This window comes from Brevibacterium siliguriense, from assembly GCF_900105315.1.
GTDB lineage: Bacteria > Actinomycetota > Actinomycetes > Actinomycetales > Brevibacteriaceae > Brevibacterium > Brevibacterium siliguriense.
This window is the reverse complement of record NZ_LT629766.1, coordinates 3,110,212-3,127,883: the sequence shown is the minus strand read 5'-3', so window position 1 is coordinate 3,127,883 and position 17,672 is coordinate 3,110,212. Positions and strand designations below refer to the sequence as shown.

The window sequence follows — 17,672 nt, the reverse complement described above, 5'->3', positions numbered from 1 at the left end:
GACCGTGAACCGGGTTGTCGATGTTCACTCGAGCCGGAGAACCAGCTCTCAGACCTATTGACGCTCAGTCATCGTAGCTCGAGTGGGACTCGTCGACGGCGAGATGCGAGCCGTCGGGATTGCGGTAGAGCTTCACTCCTTCGTGTTCGGCCGTGGCTTGCAATCGTTCTTCAGAGCTGTCCTCGCGATAGCCGACTTTCTGCCCCTGGCCGATGTTGGCGCTTTTGAACGCCTTCGAGATCTGCTTGATCGTGTTTTCAAGCTTTGACGGTCGATTCATTTCTGCGATCATGATCGTTCGCCCCATTTCCACGCGGACTGTAGAGAGAATTATAGCTCTCTCGGACTGCCGAACCCAGGGGTGAGGAGCTTCAGAGGGACCTCGCCCTGGGCAATAGCCGCACTCGAGCACATTGACAGGGCGAATCGCTTTACTTAACGAGCGATTAGCTCTAATTTGGTCTCGTGACTGAACGGAACAAAGGCAATGGCGTCTTGACGACTGCGACCGAGTCCATCCTCTCCGCCGAAGACATCGAGTTTCAGCTCTATGACTGGCTCAAGGTCGACGAGCTGTGCGAACGGCCTCGCTTCTCCGACCATTCGCGTGAGGTCTTCGACTCCGTGCTCGACGCCAGTGAGGAGCTCGCGAAGGAGCGGTTCGCCACTCACGCCCGCAAGTCCGACCTCAACGAACCGACGTTCGACGGCACTGCGGTGACGCTGATTCCTGAGATCAAGTCTGCGCTCGACAAATTCGCCGGCATCGGCCTGCTGTCGGCGACGATGGATGAGAGCGTGGGCGGCATTCAGCTGCCGCAGACGGTCGCGAAGGCCTGCTTCGCCTGGTTCCAGGCGGCAAACATCGGCACCGCCAGCTACCCGATGCTCACCATGGCCAACGCCGATCTGCTGCTCGAATACGGCACCGAGGCGCAGATCGAGAAATATGTTCTGCCAGAACTCGACGGCCGCTTCTTCGGCACCATGTGCCTGTCCGAACCCGAGGTCGGCTCCTCTTTGGGCGACGTCACGACGAAAGCCGTCCCGGACCCCGAAGGCGGCGACGATGCGTTCCGCGTCCACGGGACGAAGATGTGGATCTCCGGCGGTGACCACGAACTCTCGGAGAACATCGTCCACCTCGTCTTGGCTCGTGCCGAGGGTGACCAGCCCGGAGTCAGAGGCTTGAGCCTGTTCCTCGTCCCGAAATACCTCGTCAACGACGACGGCAGCCTCGGTGAGCGCAATGATGTCGTCCTGTCCGGACTCAATCACAAGATGGGATGGCGCGGCACGACGAACACTCTGCTCAACTTCGGCGAGGGCGCGCACGCCCCGGCCGGGTCCGCCGGTGCGGTCGGCTACCTCGTGGGGGAGCGGGGCAAGGGCCTGGCCTGCATGTTCCACATGATGAACGAGGCTCGCATCGGCGTCGGTGCCGGTGCCGTCGGACTGGGCTACCACGGATACCTCGATGCCCTCCGCTATGCCCGAGACCGCCGTCAGGGTCGCCCCGACGCTGCCAAGGGATCCGATTCTGCGCCCGTTCCCATCGCGAAGCACCCCGATGTCCGGCGCATGCTGCTGTCCTCGAAGAGCTATGTCGAAGGTGGGCTCGGGCTCATCCTCTATGCCGCACGTCTGCTCGACGAATCCGAAACAGCTGATACCGAGGAAGAGCGTGATCGTGCCGCACTGCTGCTCGATGTGCTCACCCCGATCGTCAAGACCTGGCCGAGCGTATGGTGCCTGAAGGCCAACGATCACGCCATCCAGGTGCTCGGCGGAGCCGGTTACACCCGCGATCACGATGTCGAGCAGCTCTACCGCGACAATCGGCTCAACCCGATCCACGAGGGCACGCACGGCATCCAGGCCAAGGATCTGCTCGGCCGTAAGGTCGTCATGAAGGGTGGGGCTGGTTTGCAGGTGCTCCTGGAGCAGATGCGGGAGACCCTCGCCGAGGTGGCCGACCGCTCCGATTGGTCCGCTGAGACTGCTGCGCTGACGTCGGCCGTCGACCGCATCGAATCCGTGACAGCCACCGTATGGGCGAGCGGAGATCCTGCGGTGGCCCTCGACAACGCGTGGACCTATCTGGAGGCGGTCGGCCACACCGTGATGGCATGGTTGTGGCTGCAGCAGGGAATGGCGGCCGAGGCGGCCGCCGGCGAACGTGGCGATTCGGCGTTCCTCAATGGCAAGGTTGCCGCGGCTAGGTACTTCTTCGCCCACGAACTGCCGCAGACCGGACCGTGGTTCGATCTCGTTGCAAGCGCAGCGACGACGTTTGCTGACCTCGACGACTCCTGGCTGTGAAAGCCTGTCAGGCGCTGGGGCCGGGTATCCGCTTGTCGGCGATGACGAGCAGTCGAAGGAAGACTCCGCCGATCAGCAGACCTCCGATGAGGTCAGTGGCCCAGTGCCAGCCGAGAGTGAAAGATACGACCACGGAGTTCACGCTGACTGCGGCGACTCCCCACCACAGCAGGCGCACGGTTCTGGTGGAGACGTCGCTGTACGTGGCGATGAGGTAGGCGACCGCGCCATAGATGAGCACGGCCTCGGCGGCGTGGCCGGACGGGTAGCTGATTCCACGGCCGCCGATTTCGATCAGACCGCCGTGGAAGAACCGCGGGTCGTGAAGGGTGGTCGCCGGTCGGGCGAGGAGTACTTTGAGCGAGCCGATGCCGAGATAGAAGGCCGCTTCAACAGCGATGGCGAAGACGATCGGGCGCCAGGACCGACGTCTGCGTGCCAGAACGATCGCAGTGATCGCCAGGACTGGAAGGCAGACTGCCTGGCCGGCGATGGGGTCGAGGATGTGTTGGAAGAACCAGACGAGGTCGGGTTCGACGAGGTAGAGCCACCGTCGATTGAGCTGGTAGTCCCAGACTCGCAGGGGACCGGCCGCGGCGAGGGTGACGACGACGAAAGCGATCGCCAAGACCCAGAAAGAGGTTGCCCAGGACAGCAGCCCCTGTGCTCGTACTGTCCACCGACTGCGATCTGAGGAGCTGCTGATCGTCTTCTCGGATTCGATATAGGACTCAGCAACCATCAGACTCGATTTTAGACGGAGTGAACAATCACTTCTGCTGTGGGGGATAAAGAAACGGTGAATTCTTGCGAGGCGTTGCTGAAAGTCGGTCCGACCGAGTAGTCGGAATCAGCGCCCGCGGGCACGAACCACCATCGTGGCGATGCGCACGCGATTGTTCGTGTCGAGTTTGATGTTGATCCGGTTGAGGTGAGTCTTAACCGTGGCCAGACTCATGAACGTCTCCTCAGCGATCTCCTGATTCGACAGACCTTCGGCCACGAGTTCGGCGATCTGCCGCTCGCGGTCGGTGAGCCCGGCCAACAGTGACTCGGCCTCTCGCTGCAGACGCCGGTCGGGGCTCGACGTGACCTTGGCGATGACCTGCCGCATGGACTGCGGAGCGAGAATGGGTTCACCGGCGTGGACCTTGCGGACCGCGACGGCAAGATCCACCGGGCCGATGTCCTTGAGCAGGTAGCCGGCGGCGCCAGCTTCGAGGATCCGGAAGAGGTGGTCATCGCCGCTCATGCTCGTCAGCGCCACTACTTTCGGCGGACGTACGCTGTTGAGCAGGCGTTGAGTGGCTTCGATTCCCCCGATTCCCGGCATCAGTATGTCCATGAGCACGACATCGGGGTAGTGCAGGGCCGCTGCTGCGACAGCGTCCTCACCGCTGGCTGCAGAACCGACGACGTCGATGCCCTCGGCCGCCTCGAGGATTCCTCGGATTCCGGTGATGACCATCGGATCGTCATCGACGACCATGACTCGGATCGGGGCGGATTGGTTCATGGGCGTCACATTACCCGAGGCTCATGACATGGTTTTCCGCAGGTGCACCCGACTCGCAGCGATCGTTCAGGGCTCTTGGGCGGACGACTGCTTACGGCGCGCCTCAGTTCTGGGCAGAGAAAGGTCGAAAGCTCACCTGGACTCGGAACTCGTTGTCGAACGCGCCGATCGAGGCCTCTCCGCCGAACATCTCGGTGCGCTCCCGGATGCCGATCAGCCCGGCTCCGGACCCGGTTGACTCCAAGTGAACCTCCTGCGCCTCCGGGCGGTGACCGGCGAGCCTCCTTCCGTGCGCGGACGCGTGGACCCCTGGTTGCAGCGCAGAACCTGGCGCATGGCGTGGACGTGGCGGAACATCGACCTGGCCAGGTTCGCAGGGGAGCGGATTGCTCACCGAGATCTGAATTCCGCGAACTGCCGAGACCGCGACGTTCACCGACACCGGCACATTCGGTGCATGCTTCATCGCATTCGTCAGAGCCTCCTGAACGATGCGATAGACTGCCCGGTCGAGTGCGGGCGGGCAAGCATCGACGTCCTGGAGGACGACGAGAGGATAGACGACCGTACCCGTGGACGTCACAGAGGAGATGAGCTCGGGAATCGCTGCCATCGTCGCGCGGCTCGGCGGTACCGAGCTCTCCTCACTGGGCCGAGACCCGGCCAGACTGCCGTTCCTCACCCCACCGACCAGGTGTCGCAGATCCTCCATTGACGCGCGGGCCTCTGCCCGCAGAGCAGACGCCGTCGAAGCGACTTCGGGGTCGGTCTGTGCCCCGACTTCAAGCGCGCCGGTATGCAAGGAGATCACCGACAGCCGGTGGGAGAGCGTGTCGTGAAGCTCGCGTGCCAAGAGTTCTCGTTCGGACTGCCGGGCGATCTGGGCCGTCAGCGATTCATTGCGCAGAGTCTCCCGTTCGGCGATCGACTCGACCGCTCTCATCCTCCGTGTCCGACGCAGAAGCACACCGACCCCCACCGCCGTACACAATCCGATCACGCCGGCTGCGATCGTGATGATTGTGATCGCCAAATGCGAATCCTCCGGCGGGATGGTCGCCTCGAGGCCTGTGACCTGTGCCGGGTCTGGCAGGAAGAAGATGCTGAACGGGTTGTGCTCAGCCGGGGCCAGGCACATCCTCACTGTGGAGAACACAACCAGTCCGACGGCCACCGCCGAGGCGGCGATCGCCTGACGTCGGGGTGCTCGGATGACGAGGTGGAAGACCGCAATGAGCAGCATCAGCGCATCTCCCCACCCCGCTGTGAGCAGTCCGCCGGAGATGAAGGGCACCCACGGCCACCTGTGTCGGAGGAAGACGAGGCCCCATATGAGGAGCAGCAGCAGGACGGCCACGATTCCGGTGTCGTTGAGTTCCCCATCGGAGAAGGCCCAGGTATTCGCCGTCAGCGCCATCGCCGAGGTGAAGAGTCCGATGAGGTAGACAATGACGCCGACGAGGATGCTGCCGGCGATGCGCACGCCGCGCGGGATCCTGCGGCGAGGGACGGATTGTTCTGACACAAGAGAATCGTAACCGCGGGGTCTGACACACGTAGTCCACCTTCCGGCTGTCAGCGGTCAACCGTTCGGCTGGCAGAGTCGAGCCCGAATGCGGACGTGCCGACGGTGCCGGTGGGACGAGGCTGGAGCAGTCAGCCAGATCCAGCCTCGAAGGAGCGTCATGTCCCACCCGCAGAATCCTCAGAACACCCCGCAACAGCCGCAGTCACCACGGCCTCAGCACCAATGGTCCCCGCAGCACCAGCCCCCTCATCACAACCAGCACCAGTACGAACCCCAGAACTTCGGCCCCCAGCAGTGGGCACCCGCACACAACGCACCGGCATACGGAACCGGCGGCTACCAGCAGCAGCCCTTTGGCCAGAAACCGCCGAAACAGAAGAAGCCGCTCCTCAAACGCTGGTGGTTCTGGCTGCTCGTCGTCATCGTTGTCATCATCATTGCCAGCGCTCTCGGAGGCGGGGGAGGCGACACCGGCGCTTCGGAGGGCAGTTCGGCCGACGCTCAGCAGTCGGGAGAGACTGCGAAGAAGAAGCCTGCGGAGAAGAAAGCCGCCGACAAGTCTGTCGAGGAAGCTTCGTACGGAATCGGAGACACGGTGGCCTCCGATGACTGGGAGATCACAGTCGCCAAGGTCGACGATGGTGTCTCACAGGTCGGCGACGAATTCCTCAACGCCCGAGCACAGGGGCAGTTCGTCCAGATCGAACTGTCGGTGAAGAACACCGGATCGGATCCGACCTACTTCTTCGAAGACGACATCAAACTCGGTGATGATTCCGGCAACACCTACTCTGCGGATTCAGAGGCCGGCATCTATGCGGCTGAGGACAACATCCTCTTCCTCGAAGAGATCAATCCCGGAAACACAGCCGAGGGCATCCTCGTCTTCGATGTGCCCGAAGACGCTGACCCGAGCAAGCTGACCTTCGCCGGTGGACTGTTCTCCGACCCGGTGGAGATCTCCTTGAAGTGACCTCACCGATCCAGCTGTTCCGCCCGGGCGATGATCGACCGGGCGGCACGGACCGTCTGCCCGACGAATCCGAGCCCGAACAGGCGGATATGAGCGAGAAGAGCGAAGAAGCTGTGCGCAGGCAGGTCCTCCTGCCAGCCGGCCGGCATCGGATGGATCTGTTCGTATCCGGAGAAGATCTCCTCGAGGAACGGGGTGCCGAAGAGATCAAGCAGGGCCAGGTCCTCCAACCGGTGACCGCCGTGCGCGGCCGGATCGATGAGAGCGACCCCGGCCTGTGTCCACATGAGGTTGCCCGCCCACAGATCCCCGTGGAGCCGTGCCGGCGATTCCTCGCCGTCACCGCAGATGCCTGTGAAGGCTCCAGTCGAGATCGAATCGATGGCCGAGGCGACCGTGGCCTCATCCTCGCCCGTGAGATCCCCGGCAGCCGCCGCAGCCAAAGGACGCAGACGCTGCTCGACCCAATAGTCGGTGAAGTCGCCGACAGACTCGGCGGGCACCTCGAAAGGTTGGTCGAGAGGGCCGAAGAATGACTGCGGTGCCGGTGACCAACCGAAGCCGGGAGCGCCCGCATCGTGGAGTCGGGCCAGCTTGCGACCGAAGGAAGCGGCCGCCTCGGCGGAGGGACCGACCTCGTCGAGACGGCGCAGCCGCAGAAAATCCACACCATGATCGATGACGTCGACAATGGGAACCACACCCGGTTCGGCCAACCATCTCAGCCCTGCGGCCTCTGCGGCGAAGAATCCGTCCGGGGCGGACTTCCGCAGTTTGAGGAAATCAGTCATGGCCACAGGGTAGTGGTTCGGTCGCCGGCTATCAGCCTGATCACGGTCACGGGCGTCGTCGGAGCACACCGTAGGGCAGGGGCGCCTGTACGATCGAGATATGGCTTGGCAGTACTGGACCGAAGCCGCCCGGCAAGGGGGCTGGCGTGAAGTGCCCACCCCGCGCGCGAATCCCGACGCAGGGAACGAGCTGCGGATCACCACCACCGCCTCCGCGGTTTCGAAAGGCACCGAATCTCTCGTCCACACCGGTCGTATCCCCGCCCGCGTCGAAACCCTGATGCGGGCTCCTCACCAACTCGGAGACTTTCCGTTCCCGGTGTCGTACGGCTACCTCGGTGTCGGCGTCGTCGACGAAGGACCGCGGGACTGGATCGGTGCTCGAGTCTTCGGCCTGCTGCCGCACCACTCCCACCACATCGTGACCACCGAGGATGTCCACCTCATTCCCGAGGGCATCAGCGATCATCGGGCGCTGTTGGCCGGCGCCGTCGAAACCGGCCTCAACATTCTCTGGCAGCAGCCGCCGCGTTTTGCCGACCGCGTCGCCGTCATCGGTGCGGGCATGATCGGTACGGCCACCGCACTGCTGGCCACCAGAATGCCGCTCGACCGTCTCGAAATCGTCGAAACCGACCCACACCGGCGCACACTGCTGGCCGACCTCGGCCTCAATGCGGTCGCGCCGGACGATGCCTCCGCCGACTGCGACGTCGTCATCCATACCTCCGGGAGCCAAGTGGGGCTGGCTCGCGGACTCGAGATCACCGGCGACGACGGCACCCTGATCGAAGCATCCTGGTACGGCAGCGACAGTCCCAGCGTGCCTCTCGGCGCCGACTTCCACGCCCGCCGACTGAGCATCATCGCCTCGCAGGTCGGAGAGGTCGCCGCCGGGCACCGAGCTCGCCGCACCCGCGCCCAACGGATGAGCGCCGCACTGGCCGCTCTGAACGATGACCGTTTCGATTCCCTGATCACCGGACTCTCCGACTGGAGAGATCTGCCGACGGTCATGGACGAACTCAGCGGCAAGAGCGGCAGTGACCGCAGCGGCCTCGCCCGGTCCGCGCTCTGTCATGTCATCGACTATACGGGCGCCCACGCCCGCTGACCGGTTCCCCGGGACAGCAGACGTGCTGGCCCGCAATTATCTGCAGCCCGGCGGCGAAGAGCCCGACCGGCACCCTGACAAGAAGGAGAAGACGATGTTCGGACTCACCGTCAACGACCACGTGATGATCGCCCACAGCCTGCCCGACGAATTCTTCGGATCTGCCCAAGGCATGCACGGTGCCACACTCGACGTTTCGGCATCATTCACCCGCCCGAGCCTGGACGAGCATTCCGTCGTCCTCGACATCGGCGAAGCCATGAGCATGCTCGACGCTGCCCTGTCCCCACTGCGCTATGCGAACCTCGACGAACACCCGGACTTCGCAGGGAAGCTGAGCACAACCGAAGCCATCGCCGAATACATCGGACAGCGCCTGACCGAATCCCTGGCGGATCGCCCCGAGATCGGCATCAGCATCGAGCTGCGGGAGAATCCGCGCGCAGCGATCACCTACACCGTCCCGGAGTCGGCGTGAGCCCTCACCTCATCGAACCCGAACTCGGCCGCATCAGCGGGGGAGCGGCATTCAACCGAGCACTCGCCGAGGCGGCTGGACCCCGGATCATGCTCCACTCGGCGCCCGGGTCCTGGACTGAGCCGGGACCAGCCGAGTCAGCAGCCGTGCAGAGTCTCATGGCCGCAGTGTCCGGTCCCGTCCTCATCGACGGTCTCATTGCCACCCGACTGCCCGAGGTGGTGACCGATCCTGCGCACGAGATCTGCAGCGGGCAGGGTCCGCTCATCCCACTCATCCATTGCCTGGCCGACCCTGATGACGCTGACTTTCTCGACCGTGAACGGCGGGTCATCAGCGCCGCCCCCGCTGTCATCACCACGAGCCGGTTCACTGCGGCAGGCCTGGAATCCCGGTATGGGATCCGCGCCGAGGTGGCTGTGCCCGGAAACCCTGCACGCCCACAGAGCTCGGGCAGCGGTGGAGGACATTTCGTCTGCATCGGCGCAGTCGAGGAGAACAAGGGGCAGCTGCTCATCGCCGAAGCCCTAAGAGAGCTGAAAGCCGAGGAACAGCCGTGGCGGGTCACCTTCGCCGGCCCGGTCGCAGATGCAGATTACGCCCGCCGGCTGCAGTCGGCCTGCCGTGGTCTGCCCGCGGGCATAGCCGATATCGTGGGCGAACTCACCGCCGCAGAGATCGACGCCTTGTACGACCACGCCGACCTGCTGTTGCTGCCATCACGCTCGGAGGCCTACGGACTGGTCGTCGCCGAGGCGGCCGCCGCCGGAATCCCCGCCTTCGTCACCGCCGGGACCGGAGCCGAAGAACCCCTGAAAGCCGGACTCGGCCTGCCCCGCACCGTCGGCGCGTGGACACAGGCACTGCGCCGCTGGCTGTCCGACGACGAGCTCCGCGACGAACTCGCCGAATCGGCCCGCCGGAATCGTTCCCACGCCGTACGTTCATGGACCGACACCGCCGCCGAGGTTCTGCGCGTTGTCGCCGAGCACACGCGTCCGGCCGCACCACCTGCCTCGGCAGAACAGCAGGAATCGACCGCCGCGGCGGACATAAAGCAGAGGAGCAATTCGTGACCGCGGCCGAACCCGACTGGCTGGACCTGCGCCGCCCCGTCGACGACGCGGCACGTCAGGAGTCGCTGCATCTGCTCGACGACGCAGTCGCTCGACTGAGTAATGGAACAGAGCCTAACCCGAAGACACTGCTCGCCATCGATATCGGAGCCGGCACCGGGAATTCGGCGCTGTGGTTCGACGCCGCACTGCGCGCTCGCCTGCCCGACTGGGAACTCAACTGGATCCTCCTCGACTCCGACCAGGCGTCCCTCGACCTGGCGGCAACAGCGCTTCCGCACGCACGCACGATCTGCGCCCCGATCAGCGCGCTCCCGACTCTCAGCACCGAACTGCTTGCTGCTTCGGAGTTCCGGGAATCGAAGCTGCTGCTCACCTGCAGCGCCCTCCTCGACGTCCTCACTGAAGCCGACCTCACCGCCGTCGTTCGCTCCCTAGACGACCACGACGGCATCGGGCTGTTTCTGCTCAGCATCGTCGACGGGTGGGAGCTTGACCCGGACCATCCCAGCGATGCAGTCATCGATGCAGCCTTCACCGCCCACCAGCACCGCGATGGCAGGCTCGGTCACCATGCACCCGAACGCCTCATGGACCTTGCCCGCAGACACGGACTCACCGCAGTCGAAGGCCCCAGCCCCTGGCGTCTCGCGGCTCCAGCCGACCGGACCTTCCTCAACAGATTCCTCTCCGAACGACTCGACGCGGCCGTGGATGAGCACCCTGCGCTCTCTGCAGTCGCACAAGACTGGTGGACACAACGGCAGGAGCAGCTGGGCTCGGGACTCAGCGTCAGGGTCAACCACCTCGACGTGCTCATTGACGCCGTCGGCCGTGCATGCGGAGGAGAGACACCAACGGTTCGTGCAATCACCCCACCGACCGGGACCAAAGCGACGTGACCTGGGCTAAGAGGGCCCTCATGCTCGCCATCACTGTCGCGCTGCTGGCGCTGACGGTGAGAGTCGTCGGTGTCCAGGCACTCGCCGAAGGATGGCAGGTCCTCAACGTCTGGACAGTCCTAGCCGCTCTGGCCTGCGGATTCATCATGACCGGCGCCCAGGCGCTGCGCTGGACAATGCTGCTTGAGCATAGAGGCACTGCCATCACCTGGTCACGGGCGCTCGCCGACTGCTATTCCTCGTCACTGCTGAATATGGTCCTGCCCGGCGGACTCGGCGGTGATGCCGCCCGAGTCGCCGTCTACCGCCACACCGGGGCGAAGAAGTGGCTGTCACCGCTGGCCGCCGTCGGCGCCGAACGATTGAGCACGACGACGCTGCTCTTCGCCACCGCCACCCTCTGCCTCATCGACGTCTCCGGTCGTCTGGCAACCACGGCCGCGGCCGTTTCCGTGGCCACTCTGGTCATCTCCGTGTGGGGAATGCGCGGAATGGACTGGCGGCAAAGCCTCACCGTCTGGGCGTCCTCTGCCCTGGGCATGGCAGCCCTCTTCGTGCTCTTCCTCATCGCCATGGCCGCGCTCGGAGGACCCGTCGTGCCGGTGCTCGCTGTCGTCGGACTCGCCGCGATGAGCATCCCGATCGGCGTCGGAGGATGGGGTGTGCGTGAACTCAGCGTCAGCCTCATCGCAGCCGGAATCTCAGTGTCGATGGAAACCGCGGTGACGGCCTCGACCGGCTACGGTCTGCTCGCTACGATCTCCACCCTGCCGGGAACCGTCACTGTGTGGGCTGCGGGGACTCGACGGAAACAGAATCCTGCACGCTCGGATTCGTCTGCGAATGAGCAGCCGCAGCCGGACTGAGCAGATATTCGGTGCACATATCCTCACCGAGTTCGAACCGACGGAACGGCGTCCGCAGAGCTTGCGCCATCACCTCGGACCCCTGGAAGCGGATGCCCGGCACACCATCGCCGATGAACACCGGAGCGGTGGTGAGGAACAGACGGTCGAGAGCACCCGCGGCGAGAAATGCTGAGACCGTGCGCCCTCCGCCCTCAACGAGGATGGACCCGGCCACCTGGCCACGGATGACGGCGATGATCTCCTGCGGGGTCGCCGCTGCGGGAAGACTGACCACACGGACGTGGTCACCGACATTCGAACTGGGAACCGCCTCGGAGCCGATCAGCCACACGGTCGGTGTCGGACCGGTGCTCAGCACCGTCGAGGTGACCGGAACTCGGGCGTGCGGATCGAGGACGACGCGAACCGGGTCGGTGCCGGGCACCGCTCGCACGGTCAGCTGCGGATCATCGGCGATGACGGTCTGGGCGCCGACGAGGACGGCACCCACATGCGCTCGGATCTGGTGCAGATGGGTCCGATCCGTGATTCCGGAGACGAAGCAGGCATCGCCGGTGCGAGTCGCAATGAACCCGTCCTGACTCTGTGCGAGTTGGGCGACGACCTCCTCGTTCGCGGCCAGAGCTGCGTAGACGTCCGGGTCGACACCCCGCAGCTGCGTACTCGATTCCTCTGTATCCGTTTCGGGTGGGACATCGTGGTTCATCCGCAACCTTTTGCTGGTGAGATAGGCGCTGTTCTCCGGTCGATCGGCCACCGGCAGTCGAACGCGGGACACGACGTCGATGCCCAGCTCCTCGAGCGCTTCCTGCTTGTTTGGGTTCGAGGTCAGCAGCCGGATGCGCGGGCAGCCGAGCTCACGCAGAATCGCGGCCGCCGCAGTGTAGTCACGGGCATCGTCGGGCAGACCGAGGGCCCGATTGGCACTGACAGTGTCCAGGCCTTCGTCCTGGAGCGCATACGCCTGCAGCTTCGCGGCGAGCCCGATTCCGCGACCTTCATGTTCGGCCATGTAGACGAGCATTCCGTGCCCTTCGGCGGCGATCGCGGCCAACGCGGCACCGAGTTGGTCTCCGCAGTCGCACCGATGCGAACCCAGGGCATCACCGGTGAGGCATTCGCTGTGCACCCGCACCAGCGGCCGGGCGCAATCGGCTGGGTCGCCCATCGTCAGGACCGCATGGGTGACTGCGTCGACGGTGAACGACCTGATGGCGAATATCCCATGGTCCGTGGGCAGCGAACTCACCGGGCCCGCCACGAGGCGTTCCTGGCCGGTGCTGGTGTGCGTCGACGTCATGCCCGCAGTATAGGAGGGCGGAATGTGGTCACCGCGCATGTCGCTCGAGCCAGATGATATCGCGGCCGAATGACCAGGTGAGAGAGGCTAATGCCAGTCCGGCGGCTCCGAAGCCGACCCATTCGTGGGCTTGGGCGAGGGGAGAGCCGGCCGTGATGAGGAGGATACCCTGCGCCGCGGCCACTACCTTGCGCATCTGCGAAAACGGCAGCCGCTGCTGCCACCGGAGCCGGAACGCCGTGATGCAGCGGAAGACGTAGTAGTACAGGCCCGGCAATGCCGTCCACCACCCCCACAGCGGGACGAGGGCGAGCGCGAGGATGAGGACGAACAGGGCATCGACCGTCTCGTCGAATCCGGCTCCCGCCTCGGTGATCTGGGTGCGGCGGGCGACGAATCCGTCGACCCCGTCGAGAGCCAGCGCGAGCGCACCGATGATCACGGCAGACCAATTCAGACCGGGAGGCGAGTGGATGATCTGGCAGGTGCAGACGACGATCAGCGCCAGTCGGCAAGCCGTCACCGTATCGGCCGGCGTCCACGGGCGACCCCGACGCAGGCGTGGACCGACGCCGATTGCCGTGACCGCGGCTGCGGCGAGCACCGTCACGACGGCAGGGTTGAGGATCACAGAGGCGATCGCCGAGGCGGCCAGAAGAGACGCTGCCACGGTTCCGCTGCGTACGGCGCCGGTCAGCGGGCCGGTCCCGATTCCGGGAACGCCGGTGTCGGTGCCGCTGACTGTGCTGGCGGCGTCGGTCCGTGACTGGGTCACAACAAGCTCTCCTCCTCAAATGCCGGCAAGCGTGCCTGACGGTGTGATCGACGTGACAGACTCTGAACTTTCACCTTAGACGATGTCGGCACAGATCGGCCGTGCTGGGAGGCTATCGGTGGGAAAATGGCCGGAATTACCGGGAGAGCCGTGGTCACGGCTCCGGGCCGGACTGTCCCCGGCATCGGCCGACGTCATAGGGTGTTCCCAGAGTCCGCACCGCACAGAGGCGGACCCGGGACGAAAGGGGCACCCACACGTGACGAAGTGCGCAGACCGCAGCGCCGCCGAGGCGCAGAACGACCATTCGTGCTGCGCCCCGGCGACCATCCGCGCCGAGGCGGGCGACAACCATCCGACGACCGTTGCCGCTGTCCCTGTCGCAAATTCCGAGTCGAGCCCTGAGCTCAGTTTCGACTTCGTCACAGCAAGCGGTCCCTTCGATATGGGTGATCCTTTCGGCGACGGGCATCCGGCCGATGGTGAGGGGCCACGTCATCGTGTCGACCTCACGGAATTCGAGATCGCGACGACAAGCGTGACGAACGACGATTTCGCCCGATTCGTCGCCGACACCGGATTCGTCACGACGGCAGAACGTCTGGGCACCTCGGCTGTGTTCGCAATGCTCTTGGAGGACAATCCCGGAGCGCGCTCTCACGTTCTCGGCCAAGCTCCGGGCGTGCCCTGGTGGGTCGAAGTCTCCGGGGCGAACTGGGCAGCACCCGAAGGATCCGGCTCCACCATCGAGGACCGGAGCGACCATCCCGTCGTCCATATCAGCTGGGACGACGCCCAGGCGTACTGTGCCTGGTCCGGCACCCGGCTGCCGAGCGAGGCCGAGTGGGAGCTCGCCGCCCGTGGGGGCCTCAAAGGTCGTCGCTATCCATGGGGCAATCGGCTGCTCATCGACGGGGAATGGAACTGCAATATCTGGCAGGGCGAGTTCCCGCGCACGAACACCTTCGACGACGGCTTTCTCGGCACCGCCCCGGCCCGGCACTTCGCCCCAAACGGTCTGGGCCTGTTCAACACCGTCGGCAATGTATGGGAATGGTGCGCCGATTGGTTCGCCCGCGACTACTACCAGCATTCCCCGCAGTCAGATCCGAGCGGCCCCGACACCGGAGACAAGCGGGTCATGCGCGGTGGATCGTTCCTGTGCCACGACTCCTACTGCAACCGCTATCGGGTGGCCGCCCGCTCCTCGAACACACCGGATTCCTCGGCTTCGAACATCGGCTTCCGAGTCGCCCGATAAGTGCTCTGAACTCTGCGTTCAGTCCCTGAGATCGGCCTCGAGGCGGCTCATCAGATGCTTCGTCTCGATTGAGAGCGTCTCGAGAGCGAACGCCACTGTCTCTCGGGCGTCCGCTCCGGTCCGAGTGACGGCCGTGATGTGTCGTGACGGGAAATTGTCGCCGCTGATCGGGATTCGGCGCGCCGGGTGGAGATCCTGCGACCGCGACAGCCTCGAGGCCAAACACACTCCGAAACCGCCGTTGACGAGCGCGGTTCCGGTGCTCCAGTCATCGGCGAAATGCCCGATGCGGGGTGCGAAACCGGCCGCCGCACAGCTGGCCCTGACGAGCTGGTGGTAACCGGTGCCGGGCCTGCCCAGAATCCACGTCTCATCGACGGTGTCGGCGATCGTGACCGATGTGCGGCTTGCCAACTGATGGTCGAGAGGAACCATGAGGTCGAGAGGATCGTCGATGAGGAAGTGGTGACTGAACCGATCGTCACCGCCGGCGGGGATGCCGGGCTCCATGCGCACAAGCTTCAATATAGCCACTCTGACCGGCTTCATCGGCTGGACGGCGCTCGGCTTGTACCTCGCTCTGCTGCCATCGATGGCGCAGCCGATCATTCCGAACTCGGGCCCATTGGCTTCCGGCCTCATCGTCGGCACAGTTCTGGTCGTCTCGGCCGCAAGCCAGTTGATAGCGCCGAAGTTCCAGCCTCGGGCAGCGCAGATCCTGGGACTGACGCTCATGGGCCTCGGAGCGGCACTTCTGCTGTCATCGAATCTGCCGGAGATCGGTCCGGCTGCGGTGAAGATCTTCATGGGAACCGCGGCGGTGGACACGGGCATCGGGCACGGTCTGAGTTACTGGGAAGCCAACCGGGAGATCGACGTGCTCACTCCTGCGAAGAATCGTGCTGGCATATCCGCAGCGCTCTACCTCGCCTTCTACCCCGGGGCCGGTGCTCCGGCGGTGGTCGTCGGGGCGTGGGCGCTGAGTATGCCGCTGGTCATCGGCACGATGATCTTCACCTTGGCTCTGCTGTTGGCGACGATCGTCATGATTCCAGTGCCCAGTCTGTCTCAGACAGTGATTCGGCAGTCGAAAGCTGAGACTGCGGCGCTGCACACCGAGCCGGAGTCGGCTTTCGGCGTTGTGAGAGCAGACCGGTTCGACATCGGACACCGCGGCTGGGACAACGATGGCGGGACCGCCTCGGCCGGGCACATTGGCGCCCGATAGACTTCGAATCATGTCGCGAATCACATGTCCCGAACTGAGCAAGAAGACCGTCACCGCGGAGGAAGCGGCCCGCCATATCGACAATGGCCAACGGGTGGCGATGAGCGGATTCACCGGCTCGGGGTACCCGAAGGCGGTGCCGGGTGCCGTGGCGGCACGTGCTCAGGTGGCACACGATCGGGGCGAAGACTTCCGCGTCGAACTGTGGACGGGAGCCTCGACCGCACCGGAACTCGACGGAGTTCTCGCCGAAGCGAACGCGGTGAGCAAACGTCTGCCGTTCCAATCCGATCCGGCGATGCGGGCCTCGATCAACTCGGGTGACACTGCGTATGTCGACACTCACCTCAGCCACTCGGCTCAGCAGGCCTGGTTCGGCTTCTACGGCAACCTCGACGTCGCTGTCGTCGAGGTCGCAGCAATCCTGCCCAACGGTCTGTTGGTGCCCGGCAGCTCCGTCGGGAATTCGAAGACATGGCTCGACCTGGCCGATAAGGTCATCCTCGAAGTCAACGACTGGCACCCCCGTGGGTACGAAGGCTTCCACGATGTCTACTACGGAACCCGGCGCCCGCCCGAGCGGTTGCCGATCCAGCTGCTCGAGCCGATGCAGCGCATCGGTGATCCCTATCTGCGCGTCGACCCGTCGAAGGTCGTCGCTGTGGTGGAGACGAACGCCCCGGATCGGAACCTGCCGTTCAAACCCGCCGACGAGGACTCGAAGGCGATTGCGAGCCACCTCGTTGATTTCCTTCGGCACGAAATCGCTGCCGAACGACTGCCGCCGGAGCTGCTGCCGCTGCAGTCGGGTGTCGGAAATGTCGCCAACGCGGTGATGGGCAATCTCGCCGACAGCGAGTTCGAGGGACTGACTGCCTATACCGAAGTCATCCAGGACGGAATGCTCGACCTCATTGACAGCGGAAAACTCACCTCCGTGTCGGCGACGGCGTTCTCGCTCTCGGCCGAGCGGGCAGCCGACTTCAACGACCGGATCGAGTCGTACAAGGGCCGGATCCTGTTGCGTACCCAGGAGATGTCGAATCATCCCGAAGCCATCCGCCGGCTCGGCGTCATCGCGATCAACGGGATGGTCGAATCCGATATCTACGGGAATGTGAATTCCACGCACGTGACCGGGTCGTCAATCATCAACGGCATCGGCGGCTCCGGTGACTTCGCCCGCAACGCGTATCTCAACTTCTTCGTGTCGAACTCGCAGGCCAAGGCGGGCGCGATCTCTGCCATCGTGCCGTTCGCCAGCCATATCGACCACACCGAACACGACACCCAGATCATCGTCACCGAGCAGGGCCTGGCCGATCTGCGCGGACTGCCGCCGGTGGCCAGGGCGCGGAAGATCATCGACAGCTGCGCTCACCCGGACTACCGGGATCGCCTCACCGATTACCTCGAGCGTGCGATCGCCGCGAACCCGACCGGTCGGCACACTCCGCACATCCTTGCCGAAGCCCTGTCCTGGCACGAGAAGTTCATGACCACAGGTCATATGTGAGCTGCAGCGAGGGCCGCTCGGCC

General features: G+C 64.6%; 18 protein-coding genes. 10 read left to right on the top strand and 8 right to left on the bottom strand.

Annotated elements, in window-relative coordinates:
• Window positions 1–64 precede the first annotated feature (64 nt).
• The gene (locus tag BLU88_RS14000) at window positions 65–307 is read right to left on the bottom strand and encodes a hypothetical protein (RefSeq protein ID WP_092015140.1); all 243 of its coding nucleotides are present in this window, start codon (window positions 305–307) and stop codon (window positions 65–67) included.
• A 188-nt stretch (window positions 308–495) separates the two neighbouring features.
• Between BLU88_RS14000 and BLU88_RS13995 the strand changes: the two genes are divergently transcribed.
• On the top strand, window positions 496–2,322 hold the full coding sequence (locus tag BLU88_RS13995) for an acyl-CoA dehydrogenase (protein ID WP_092017515.1): 1,827 nt from the start codon (window positions 496–498) through the stop codon (window positions 2,320–2,322).
• A 7-nt stretch (window positions 2,323–2,329) separates the two neighbouring features.
• On the opposite strand, the gene BLU88_RS13990 is transcribed toward BLU88_RS13995, so the two are convergent.
• The 3 genes from BLU88_RS13990 to BLU88_RS13980 all read right to left on the bottom strand — a co-directional run bounded on the left by BLU88_RS13990 (window position 2,330) and on the right by BLU88_RS13980 (window position 5,363).
• A complete protein-coding gene (locus tag BLU88_RS13990) occupies window positions 2,330–3,064 on the bottom strand; it encodes a phosphatase PAP2 family protein (protein ID WP_231939434.1) in 735 nt (244 codons plus the stop codon).
• A gap of 108 nt (window positions 3,065–3,172) precedes the next feature.
• Window positions 3,173–3,838, bottom strand: coding sequence for a response regulator (locus BLU88_RS13985; protein WP_092015135.1), 666 nt, complete (start codon window positions 3,836–3,838; stop codon window positions 3,173–3,175).
• Between the two features lie 103 nt (window positions 3,839–3,941).
• Complete coding sequence (locus tag BLU88_RS13980; RefSeq protein WP_231939433.1) at window positions 3,942–5,363, bottom strand: sensor histidine kinase; 1,422 nt, start codon at window positions 5,361–5,363, stop codon at window positions 3,942–3,944.
• Between the two features lie 160 nt (window positions 5,364–5,523).
• Between BLU88_RS13980 and BLU88_RS13975 the strand changes: the two genes are divergently transcribed.
• Window positions 5,524–6,339 (top strand): DUF4352 domain-containing protein, encoded by an 816-nt coding sequence (locus tag BLU88_RS13975; protein ID WP_092015129.1) that lies wholly within the window; start codon window positions 5,524–5,526, stop codon window positions 6,337–6,339.
• 2 nt (window positions 6,340–6,341) lie between these two features.
• On the opposite strand, the gene BLU88_RS13970 is transcribed toward BLU88_RS13975, so the two are convergent.
• Complete coding sequence (locus BLU88_RS13970; protein WP_092015125.1) at window positions 6,342–7,130, bottom strand: fructosamine kinase family protein; 789 nt, start codon at window positions 7,128–7,130, stop codon at window positions 6,342–6,344.
• A gap of 100 nt (window positions 7,131–7,230) precedes the next feature.
• Between BLU88_RS13970 and BLU88_RS13965 the strand changes: the two genes are divergently transcribed.
• The 5 genes from BLU88_RS13965 to BLU88_RS13945 are packed head-to-tail and all read left to right on the top strand — an operon-like array spanning window position 7,231 to window position 11,566.
• Complete coding sequence (locus tag BLU88_RS13965; RefSeq protein ID WP_092015122.1) at window positions 7,231–8,244, top strand: zinc-dependent alcohol dehydrogenase; 1,014 nt, start codon at window positions 7,231–7,233, stop codon at window positions 8,242–8,244.
• 22 nt (window positions 8,245–8,266) lie between these two features.
• Window positions 8,267–8,722 carry a 6-pyruvoyl trahydropterin synthase family protein gene (locus BLU88_RS13960; RefSeq protein ID WP_331712440.1) on the top strand — a complete coding sequence of 152 codons (456 nt, stop codon included), beginning with the start codon at window positions 8,267–8,269 and terminating at the stop codon, window positions 8,720–8,722.
• Window positions 8,719–9,798 (top strand): glycosyltransferase family 4 protein, encoded by a 1,080-nt coding sequence (locus tag BLU88_RS13955; RefSeq protein ID WP_092015119.1) that lies wholly within the window; start codon window positions 8,719–8,721, stop codon window positions 9,796–9,798. Before BLU88_RS13960 ends, BLU88_RS13955 begins: the two co-directional genes overlap by 4 nt.
• On the top strand, window positions 9,795–10,700 hold the full coding sequence (locus tag BLU88_RS13950) for a class I SAM-dependent methyltransferase (protein WP_092015116.1): 906 nt from the start codon (window positions 9,795–9,797) through the stop codon (window positions 10,698–10,700). Before BLU88_RS13955 ends, BLU88_RS13950 begins: the two co-directional genes overlap by 4 nt.
• Before the next feature lie 20 nt (window positions 10,701–10,720).
• Window positions 10,721–11,566, top strand: a complete 846-nt coding sequence (locus BLU88_RS13945) for a lysylphosphatidylglycerol synthase transmembrane domain-containing protein (protein ID WP_157689125.1) — start codon at window positions 10,721–10,723, stop codon at window positions 11,564–11,566.
• Here the strand turns inward: BLU88_RS13945 and ribA are convergent.
• The gene (gene ribA, locus BLU88_RS13940) at window positions 11,481–12,869 is read right to left on the bottom strand and encodes a GTP cyclohydrolase II RibA (protein WP_092017511.1); all 1,389 of its coding nucleotides are present in this window, start codon (window positions 12,867–12,869) and stop codon (window positions 11,481–11,483) included. The genes BLU88_RS13945 and ribA overlap by 86 nt on opposite strands.
• Before the next feature lie 28 nt (window positions 12,870–12,897).
• Window positions 12,898–13,644 (bottom strand): CDP-alcohol phosphatidyltransferase family protein, encoded by a 747-nt coding sequence (locus BLU88_RS13935; protein ID WP_092015110.1) that lies wholly within the window; start codon window positions 13,642–13,644, stop codon window positions 12,898–12,900.
• A 259-nt stretch (window positions 13,645–13,903) separates the two neighbouring features.
• On the opposite strand from BLU88_RS13935, the gene BLU88_RS13930 reads away from it, so the two are divergent.
• Window positions 13,904–14,905 carry a formylglycine-generating enzyme family protein gene (locus BLU88_RS13930; RefSeq protein WP_231939432.1) on the top strand — a complete coding sequence of 334 codons (1,002 nt, stop codon included), beginning with the start codon at window positions 13,904–13,906 and terminating at the stop codon, window positions 14,903–14,905.
• Window positions 14,906–14,923: 18 nt separating this feature from the next.
• Here the strand turns inward: BLU88_RS13930 and BLU88_RS18815 are convergent, their stop codons facing one another.
• Complete coding sequence (locus BLU88_RS18815; RefSeq protein WP_231939736.1) at window positions 14,924–15,415, bottom strand: LysR substrate-binding domain-containing protein; 492 nt, start codon at window positions 15,413–15,415, stop codon at window positions 14,924–14,926.
• On the opposite strand from BLU88_RS18815, the gene BLU88_RS18810 reads away from it, so the two are divergent.
• Both BLU88_RS18810 and BLU88_RS13915 read left to right on the top strand, forming a co-directional pair.
• Window positions 15,414–16,133 (top strand): hypothetical protein, encoded by a 720-nt coding sequence (locus tag BLU88_RS18810; RefSeq protein WP_231939431.1) that lies wholly within the window; start codon window positions 15,414–15,416, stop codon window positions 16,131–16,133. The two genes, BLU88_RS18815 and BLU88_RS18810, sit on opposite strands and share 2 nt — an antisense overlap.
• A gap of 10 nt (window positions 16,134–16,143) precedes the next feature.
• On the top strand, window positions 16,144–17,649 hold the full coding sequence (locus BLU88_RS13915; RefSeq protein WP_092015100.1) for an acetyl-CoA hydrolase/transferase family protein: 1,506 nt from the start codon (window positions 16,144–16,146) through the stop codon (window positions 17,647–17,649).
• Window positions 17,650–17,672: the final 23 nt, after the last annotated feature.